Below are 7,642 nucleotides of genomic sequence, written 5' to 3'. Positions count from 1 at the left end.
GCGCTGACCATCGCGAGCTTCTCGCAGATCGCAGTGATGGCGGCCAAGGAATCGGTCAACCGGGCCTTCGAGAGCGGGCTGTCGGACGGCGTGATGTTCGAGCGCCGGCTGTTCCATGCGCTGTTCGCGACCGCAGACCAGAAGGAAGGCATGGACGCCTTCGTCTCCAAGCGCACGGCAGCGTTCACGAACAGCTGACCCGCAGGCACCCCTACCGCCATCGGCACCTTCGGCGGGTCGCTGAAGGTGTTCCCAATACCCAGCTGGCCACCACGGCTGTCAAGGCCCGCGATCCAGCGCAGCGGCGTTGCACCCGATGCGATCGGCCATGTGGTGACGGGCAACGTGATCCCGACAGATGTGAACGATGTGTACTTGAGTCGTGTGGCCGCGATCGATGCGGCATCGATGAATGCGCTCGACGCCTGATTCGTCGGACTCGTCGATTTCGTGCTCGGCATGACCAGAAGACGTCGGCGGTCCAACAAGGATATGCAGCGCGGCTGGAGCGCAGGCACCTGCGGCTCTGGCCCAAACGATCGTGCTGAACGACCCTGCGGCCATGCGTCGAGCTGCTCAGCTGGGGCCCGGCGTTACGGTGATTGCGTGGCCCGAAGCCTGGCGGCACGCTGGTGCGGCTGCTGCCGCAGTGGTATGCCGATCTGGGATCCGTCTCGCTGTGCTACGCAAGCCGTCCCCTGCTCGCGCCGAAGACAGGTGCATTCGTGGAGTTCATCATGGATGCATTTCGGCGCCGAATGCTGGCAAAGCGAGGGGCCGGCGTGTGATTGCTCATGACCGTGGAGGAGTGAAATCCAAATCAAACGACTACTCAAGGCGCGCAGCGGTTCCTACTATGGATTTCCCACGCGCGTGGTGGAAAGCCACTACGCAAGTTTTGTTCTCTTACTGATGGACCGCCAACATGAAACTCCTCCACATTGACTCAAGTATTCTTGGCGAAGGCTCGGTGAGCCGCCAATTGACGGCCAAGCTTGTATCCGCAGCACGCGCGAAGCACCGTGACCTGCAGGTCATCTATCGTGACCTGGTCGCTCAGCCTGTCGGGCACCTTACGGGCGCACATTTGGCGACTGCGCAAGGCGCGACACCCGAATCCACGGCGCTCCAACAGGACGTGGACGCGGGTCAGAAGGATCTGGAGACTTTCCTCACAGCCGATGTTCTGGTTGTCGGCGCGCCGATGTACAACTTTGGCATCTCCAGCCAGCTCAAGGCTTGGATCGATCGCATTGCCGTCGCTGGTAAGACATTTCGCTACACCGAGAAGGGGCCTGAGGGGCTCGCTGGTGGCAAGAAGGTACTCATCGCGTCCTCGCGTGGTGGCTTCTATGGAAGCGACACCCAGGTCGCTTTTTTGGACCATCAGGAGACTTATCTGAAGGGATTGTTCGGCTTCCTCGGCATCACCGACATCCTATTTATCCGTGCTGAAGGCTTGGCAGCGGGTAATGATCTGCGTGCCAAGGCCCTGGCGAGTGCTCACGGCGAGATTGCCGCCGCATTTGCTTGAAACCCTGACAACTGGCGAGCGCTTGGCAAGCGGCGCGCTTGCCATCAAGGAGGGCGGTTTGCACATCGATAAGGCTGGCCGCCCTGTTTCATTGGCTTCAGCAACACCCTGCCGGCAGACCACAATAGAATCCCCACTGCCGCGTCGCGCTGATCAGCGGAAGTCCTGGCGGCTTTTGCTGCGATTCAACTGGATCGACTGTCCCTCTGCCGTCGCGCCCGTGTGGAGGCTGGATATGGTTGATTTGAACGACGTCGCCCTCTTTGTGCAGGTGGTCAAAGCTGGAAGCTTTGTGAAGGCCGCGCGTCGCGCGGGCATGCCGTCCAACACTGCGAGCCGGCGCATCCATCAGCTTGAAGAGCAACTCGGGCTGCGTTTGCTTCACCGGTCGACTCGGCGGCTGACATTGACCGACGCCGGCGAGGCGTTCTACGGACGCTGTGTGGACCAGGTCGAGGCGCTGTCCGAGGCGGCTTTCGAACTGGCCGAAGGTAGCCAAGTGCCGAGTGGAAAGGTGAGGGTGGCGGCGGCCGCCGACTTCTTCAATTGGTTCCAGATCGACTGGGTGACCGAATTCCTCGTCATGCATCCGAAGGTCCGCCTCGAGTTCGTTCTCAACGACGCGCGTGCCGATCTTGTTGCCGAAGGCATTGATGTCGCCATTCGTGCCGGCAAGGTGACCGAGCCGACGCTGGTGGCGCGCCGGATCGGCAGCAATCGCGCAAGCATGGTCGCAAGTTCCGCCTACTTGGCAGAGCGAGGCGTCCCCATGTCATTGGACGACTTGGCAGGGCACGATTGCCTCGCAATGCCACCGGTCTCGGGGCGCACGATCTGGCGTCTGGATGGCCCAGAGAGACCAGTCGAGGTGCAAGTCAGCGGGCGGTTCTGCGCCAACGCTGCGCATGTATTGTTGAAAGCGTCTTTGGCCGGTCTCGGGATCGTCCTGCTGCCAGAGATGATGACGTCGCCCCATGTGCGTAGCGGTCACCTGATTGAGGTTTTGCCCACGTACTGCGTCGAAGGCCTGGACATCTACCTGGTTTATCTGAGTAGGCGGCAACTGCCTCGAGCCGTGACTGTGATCAGGCGGCAACTGCCTCGAGCCGTGACTGTGTTCATTGAGTTCGCGATGACCAAGATCGTTGCCGCGGGATTGGTCAGGCCCGGGGATGGCGAACAGCCACGCTTTCTGCGGACTGCCTGACAAGCGTCAGAGCGCGTTGCAGATCCAGAGCTGAGGCTGCGCCCCGTGATTCCGAGCATTCTTGGAGGACTGAAATCCGGCCGCGCAGACTACTCCCGCGAGTGTGYGCACCATAGATTTGCATCATGAACAAACCCGACACCAATCTCCTCCAAGAGGCCCCTGTCGCGCATCGCGGCATCGTCTACCGTACCCGAGGCGGCCAGAGCCACGGGCCCATCACGCGCCTGATGAGTCCCCCCGACCTGGGCGAGTTCCTGAAGCCCTTCGTGTTTCTCGATCGCATCGATGGCGAGGACCTATCCCGCTACAACAAGGCCGGCGGCTTCGGGCTGCATCCTCACTCGGGCATTGCAACGTTGACCTGGCTGTTCGAGGGTTCGGCCAACTACGAAGACAACCTCGGGCGGCGTGGCGAACTCAAGCGGGGATGGATGGAGTGGATGCACGCAGGCAGCGGCGCCTGGCACGGAGGAAAGTTTGGCGACTCTGATCGGCTGCGGGGATTCCAGTTGTGGGTCGCATTGCCGGCGGCCGTCGAACTCGGCGAGGCCTACAGCAGGTATTTGGGACCGCAGACATTGTCCACCGTGGGGCCCGTGACGGTTCTGCTGGGGCAATATGGCGCGGCAAAAGGGCCGGTCTCAGCGCCATCGCCCATCAACTACTTCTCGGTCAAGTTAATGGCCAGCCAGAGCTGGCACTACAAGCCGCCAGCCGGTCATACGGTGGCGTGGGCCGCGGTCAGCGCTGGCGATCTGCGTGCGCCCGAAGCCATCGGCACCGGCGAGTTGGTGGCTTTCGCGGAAGGCGAGGAACCCATTCACTTCCGCGCGACAGAGGACACCGAGTTCGTGTTCGGTTCGGCGACCAAGCATCCGCACGAGCTGGTGCAGGGCTACTACTCGGTCCATACCAGCGTGGCCGCGCTTGAGCAAGGCGAGGCGAATATTCGGCGGATCGGCCGCCTCCTGCACGCTCAAGGCAGGGCCTGACGACCCCCCGCGTCATGCGACGGGCGTTCCACTCCCTGAATCGGCCGCAGGTCCACCGCAAGGCTGCAGCAGGGGAGAAGTTCTTGGTGACCACCGGCGTCGCCGACCACATTTCGAGAACCCTGCTCCATCAGGGCTACGCTGAACTCGGCGAAGCCTGCTCAAGCTCGTGCTAACCATGATCGCGTCCGTCCAGGGCCCGATCATCCTGATCAGCCAGCAGCACAGGGCTGCCGTCGATCGGGCAGACGCCGAGTACGACGCTGCTGTCGCGGTGCACAGCAAACTGGAAATCTTGAGGATGCACCACCGCCTCGACCGGATCGAGCGCGGTGTGATCTCTGATGTGCGCGTGAACGCGGATCCTCGACGCTGAAACAGCACCCCAGGCGCGTACGCGAGGTACGCGAGACTCATTGGCTCGAGCGACTGTTGCCTGAATGGTCGATTCCACTCGGCGCTGTCTACTGGGTGACGCCACCCGAGGGGCCGTTACCAAAGCGCGTCGAAGTGTTCGGCGACCATCTGATCAAGAAGCTAGCCCGAGCTCATTTGAGGAGTGCCATCGGTCGCGCCAGACATGCGCCGACACGAGGGTCACCTTTCTGCGCCATAGAAAGATGCGTTGCGCGGATGGCGATTGTTCGACAGCAGGCGCCTTTCTAAACTGGCCGCACCGGATGAGTCGCTGCCAAGTTACCTACACCGACCGTCGTTAACCGCGATTGCAAACAGCAGTCCAGTAGCGCGATGACGTTGGCCTGCGGATGACTGTGCTGCCCTCATCAATCGAGTCGTCAATCAACCTAAGGAAACATCATCATGTCTAGTTCGAATGGAAATCAGAGTGTATTGCCACTCATTGGTCGGATTTTGCTTGCAGTCACGTTCATTATGAGCGGTCTGGGCAAGTTGGGCGCGCCCAGTGCGACCCAGGGCTACATCGCCGCCATGGGAATGCCTGCTCCGCTGCTCGCGTATCTGGGTGCGGTCATCGTCGAAGTTGCGGGCGGTGCGTTGCTGCTGGTCGGTTACCGCACCAAACTCGTGGCGCTTGTGTTGGCACTCTTCTGCGTGGTTACCGCGCTCATCTTTCACCACGCACTGGCTGACCAGAATCAAATGATTCATTTCTTCAAGAACCTGGCCATGGCCGGCGGTCTGCTTCAGATTGCGGCATTTGGGGCGGGCAGCATTGGGGTGGATAGCAGGCTTGCGGCACGTGCGGCGAACTAGATGGCCTTCGCCGATTTATCTACGCGCAACTTCTCGTCGGCAGTTCCTTCGGAGAACCCAACATGCAATTCGTCACGGCGAGCGGCGCATGCATACCATCTCTCGGCTACGGGACCTATGGCATGCGCGGCAGCGCGCTGTCGAACATCATCCCCGCGGCGCTGCATGCAGGCTTCAGGCACATCGACACCGCGCAGGTCTACGCGAACGAGGTCGACGTCGGCCTCGGTATTGCCATGTCCGGAATGCCGCGCGCCGATGTCTTCATCACGACCAAGATCCGGGCGCCGAACTGCGCGCCGAGTCTCATGAGGTCTTCGGTCGAAGAAAGCCTGCGCAAGCTGAACAGCGACTACGTCGACCTGCTGCTGCTGCCCTGGCCGAACAACGACGTGCCGCTCGAGGACCAGATCGGTGCGCTGAATGACATTGTCCGTGAGGGCAAGGCGCGCCACATCGGCGTGAGCAACTACAACCGGGACTTGCTGGCCAGGGCCATTCAACTCTCGGAGGTACCGCTGGTCACCAATCAGTTCGAGTACCACCCGTACCTGGATCAGCGTGCGCTCGTGTCGGCGGTTCGGGGCGCAGGCCTCGCCGTCACGGCGTACTGCGCCATGGCGGTCGGCCGGGTGTTCGCGGATCCGACCCTCGGGGAGATCGCCGCGCGCAACGGTCGCTCGGTCTCGCAGGCCGTGCTTCGCTGGCTGGTCCAACAAGGCGGTGTCGTGGCGCTGTCGCGCAGTACCCGTCGGGAGCAGTTGGCCGAGAATGCCGCGATCTTCGACTTCGAGCTGCCCGCGGACGACATGGCGGCGATCTTTGCGCTCGCCGAGCCAGGCAGCCGCATCGTCGATCCACCTGGTCTTGCACCGGCTTGGGATTGACGGCTGGGCAAGCGCCCGACCGATCCTCTTCCGGCTCAGGAACGTCGGCGCATCAATACTTCCCGCGATGTCGGGCGTTCCTGGTTGCGGTTCGGGGCGGCGAGCCAAACACGGTCTGTTCCACGAAGGTCCAGTACGCTTCCTCGACGTTGGGGCGACTGGCCGACAAGTGGCGGGTGACTCGCATTTCCGGGCCGAACTCGGACAGGGTGGCCGTGAGGCTGACCATCATGTAGTGAAACAGGATGGGTTCCACCACCGGCAGCAGCCCGTCGGCTTGCGCCGCCGAGATCTGAGGAAGCAGCCGGTTGATGAGCGGCTTGAGCACGTTCTCCGCGACCCAGTGAAGGCGCGGGTTGTCCGTCGCCGCTTCCTGACGCATGAAGCGATGGAAGTCCGGGAATGCCGATGTGTGCCGGAACAATGCGCGGTACTCTGCCCGCAAGCTTTCGAGCGGAGACAGGTCGGCCTCCTCAGCGGCGCGAGCATCCCATTCCTGTTGGATGCGCTCGAAGGTGTCCTGCGCGACCGCCTGCCAGAGCAGGTCTTTGGTGGGATAGTGATAGGTGATCAGAGGATGCTTGAAACCAGTGCGTTCTGCAATCCTGCGGATACTTGCCGCCTCGAATCCCTTCTCCGCGAACTCGGCGAGTGCGGCCTCGAGGATAGCTGCACGGGTCGACTGTGACCGCTGCTGTTCTGCGCGCTTCCTGGGTGCTTCACTCACCTTCGGGTGGGACGATCGGACGCGTTCTGCGGCCGAGGTTCTCTTGCTTGCCATGGTTCCACGCTACCACATGCCACACCCGGAATCCGCCCAGGCTGGGCGGCGTGCCACAGTGCAAAGTGTCACGTTCGAGCCAGTCCGAAGTCGTACGCGATCGTCATCGCGCCATCTTGCGTTGTGGGCTGCACGATGAGGGAAGGTTTGACGCCAAAGACGGCATCGCTTTCAAGGTACTTGTCGCCCGCCAGGAAGAGATGGGTGACAAGCGTCCGATGCCGAGGCGCACTGATCATGAAATGGACGTGCGCCGGCCGGAATGGATGGCGCCCCAATCCTTCGAGGAGCTGACCCGCCGGCCCGTCGTCGGGGATCGGATAGCTCACCGGCAGGATGGTCTTGAACTCGTATTCGCCACGCGCGTCGGTTCTGAACGTGGCCCTGAGATGCCCGCGCGGCTGGTCTTCGTCCTGAACGTCGTAGAGCTGGTTCGTCGCCGTCTGCCAGACCTCCACCTTGGCGCCGACAACCGGTGCGCCCTGCGCGTCGGCAACGCGCCCCTTCATGGTCAATGGCTCGCCGTCTTCCTCACGCAGCAGGATCGTGTCGCCCTTGTCCAGCTCGCGCTGCGGGCCTGCGTAGAAGGGTCCCAGCACAGTGGAATCCGTGATGCCGTCGCCAGCGTGGTTGGCGATCGCGTCGACCAGCATGGACGCGCCCAGGATGTCGGAGAGCAAGATGAATTCTTGCCGACTGTCTGAGCACATCTGGCCCGCGCGCGTCAGGAACTCGATCCCTGTTCGCCATTCGTCATGGGAGAGTCCGGCCTCGCAAACAAAGGCGTGAAGATGACGAACGAGCAGCGTCATGACCTGGCGCAGCCTTGGCTCGGCGCTCTTCATCCTGTCAATGACATCCTCGGTCAGCTGGGGAAAGATCTCTTCCATGGGGAGCCTCCTTAGGGTGAATGCCACTTACTTTAGCTGTTGGGCCATCAGTGCGGGACGTAAGTGCTTGATGGCAAAGAGAGGTGGCTGACCCAGGATCGATAGGATGGTT

The 7,642-nt window shown here is 62.0% G+C and carries 9 protein-coding genes and 1 pseudogene; 8 read left to right on the top strand and 2 right to left on the bottom strand.

Translation table 11 applies throughout. The features are described from left to right. The 8 genes and pseudogenes from AC1DY5_RS41645 to AC1DY5_RS41610 all read left to right on the top strand — a co-directional run. Window positions 1-198: enoyl-CoA hydratase-related protein (locus tag AC1DY5_RS41645; RefSeq protein ID WP_478120285.1), on the top strand; the 198-nt coding region annotated here is incomplete at its 5' end. A gap of 21 nt (window positions 199-219) precedes the next feature. Next, a pseudogene (locus AC1DY5_RS41640) lies at window positions 220-402 on the top strand (thiolase family protein); the annotation flags it as partial. Between the two features lie 523 nt (window positions 403-925). Beyond that, window positions 926-1,534, top strand: coding sequence for an FMN-dependent NADH-azoreductase (locus AC1DY5_RS41635; RefSeq protein ID WP_478120284.1), 609 nt, complete (start codon window positions 926-928; stop codon window positions 1,532-1,534). Next, window positions 1,527-2,741 (top strand): LysR family transcriptional regulator, encoded by a 1,215-nt coding sequence (locus tag AC1DY5_RS41630; protein WP_478120283.1) that lies wholly within the window; start codon window positions 1,527-1,529, stop codon window positions 2,739-2,741. The genes AC1DY5_RS41635 and AC1DY5_RS41630 overlap by 8 nt, the downstream gene beginning before the upstream one ends. A 125-nt stretch (window positions 2,742-2,866) precedes the next feature. Beyond that, complete coding sequence (locus AC1DY5_RS41625) at window positions 2,867-3,736, top strand: pirin family protein (RefSeq protein ID WP_478120282.1); 870 nt, start codon at window positions 2,867-2,869, stop codon at window positions 3,734-3,736. Window positions 3,737-3,905: 169 nt separating this feature from the next. After that, on the top strand, window positions 3,906-4,112 hold the full coding sequence (locus AC1DY5_RS41620) for a DUF1003 domain-containing protein (protein ID WP_478120281.1): 207 nt from the start codon (window positions 3,906-3,908) through the stop codon (window positions 4,110-4,112). A gap of 446 nt (window positions 4,113-4,558) precedes the next feature. Beyond that, a complete protein-coding gene (locus tag AC1DY5_RS41615; protein WP_478120280.1) occupies window positions 4,559-4,972 on the top strand; it encodes a DoxX family protein in 414 nt (137 codons plus the stop codon). A gap of 62 nt (window positions 4,973-5,034) precedes the next feature. Then, entirely contained in the window at window positions 5,035-5,859 is an 825-nt protein-coding gene (locus AC1DY5_RS41610; RefSeq protein WP_478120279.1) for an aldo/keto reductase, read from the top strand. A gap of 52 nt (window positions 5,860-5,911) precedes the next feature. On the opposite strand, the gene AC1DY5_RS41605 is transcribed toward AC1DY5_RS41610, so the two are convergent. Next, complete coding sequence (locus AC1DY5_RS41605) at window positions 5,912-6,586, bottom strand: TetR/AcrR family transcriptional regulator (RefSeq protein ID WP_478120278.1); 675 nt, start codon at window positions 6,584-6,586, stop codon at window positions 5,912-5,914. A gap of 122 nt (window positions 6,587-6,708) precedes the next feature. Beyond that, window positions 6,709-7,530: a dioxygenase family protein gene (locus tag AC1DY5_RS41600; protein WP_478120277.1), complete on the bottom strand. Its 822-nt coding sequence runs from the start codon at window positions 7,528-7,530 to the stop codon at window positions 6,709-6,711. Window positions 7,531-7,642 lie beyond the last annotated feature (112 nt).

The organism is Variovorax sp. P4_D9 (genome assembly GCF_056401695.1).
Note: the sequence above shows the minus strand (reverse complement) of the source record. Positions and strands in the feature narration are given on the sequence as shown.

What these genes read in the sequence shown, in the direction of transcription:
- AC1DY5_RS41610 (WP_478120279.1), top strand. Translation starts at nt 5,035, where the DNA reads ATGCAATTCGTCACGGCGAGCGGCGCATGCATACCATCTCTCGGCTAC.
- AC1DY5_RS41625 (WP_478120282.1), top strand. Translation starts at nt 2,867, where the DNA reads ATGAACAAACCCGACACCAATCTCCTCCAAGAGGCCCCTGTCGCGCAT.
- AC1DY5_RS41635 (WP_478120284.1), top strand. Translation starts at nt 926, where the DNA reads ATGAAACTCCTCCACATTGACTCAAGTATTCTTGGCGAAGGCTCGGTG.
- AC1DY5_RS41615 (WP_478120280.1), top strand. Translation starts at nt 4,559, where the DNA reads ATGTCTAGTTCGAATGGAAATCAGAGTGTATTGCCACTCATTGGTCGG.
- AC1DY5_RS41600 (WP_478120277.1), bottom strand. Translation starts at nt 7,530, where the DNA reads ATGGAAGAGATCTTTCCCCAGCTGACCGAGGATGTCATTGACAGGATG.